Below are 694 nucleotides of genomic sequence, written 5' to 3'. Positions count from 1 at the left end.
CAAGGAAAATAAAAATTCCTTGTTTAGTTATAAATAAATTTATTAATAGGAGGATATTCGTATGAAGAATATCAAAAAAATTTTTACCTACATGGTCGTAGGAGCTTTAGTTATGGCTTTATATACAAGCTGTAAAAATGAAGAGACAACTGGAAGTGGCAATATTATTGGTGAGACTAACCAAAACCATCCGCCTCAAGGAATCTATACTAATAGCTTTTATAACAGTTATGCAGCGGTTACAAACAACGGTAGCTATTGTAGTATAATTGGAAAAGCTTATTATTCCGAGCAAGTTTCCGTAAATTTTGATATCACAGTAATAAATTGGTATCAGGAATACGGGCAGAAATTTGCTTACGCTGGTAGTAGCAGTAGAGATGGAGAAGCGACTATTAATAACCCAACTACAGATTATTTCGAAGTTTCATATGATGCAGGTAATGGGTTGTTACGTGTAGATATAAGAACTAATGTTAATGAGATATATACTACATCGTATTTATCAAAACAGTAAATATTTTATTTTAAAAAAGGAGGTGAGAGAATATGGGTAAAAATCACAGCGCGGATATAAAAAATCCGAATAAAGGAACTTCTGGCACAAACAGAACCTATGACCAAAATCAAGGAAATAGGGGAAAACAAATGAATGTTAATTATCCTAATAACGCCAATAGTTCGAATAAGACTA

1 protein-coding gene is annotated in these 694 nt (G+C 32.3%); it reads left to right on the top strand.

Annotated features, from left to right (window positions below):
• The first annotated feature begins 61 nt into the window (after window positions 1-61).
• On the top strand, window positions 62-517 hold the full coding sequence (locus EZH24_RS13070; RefSeq protein WP_137999450.1) for a hypothetical protein: 456 nt from the start codon (window positions 62-64) through the stop codon (window positions 515-517).
• Window positions 518-694 lie beyond the last annotated feature (177 nt).

Origin of the sequence: Brachyspira catarrhinii, from assembly GCF_005518285.1 — a bacterium.
In the GTDB taxonomy this organism is placed as follows: Bacteria; Spirochaetota; Brachyspiria; order Brachyspirales; family Brachyspiraceae; genus Brachyspira; species Brachyspira catarrhinii.
This window is presented reverse-complemented; position numbering and strand designations above follow the sequence as displayed.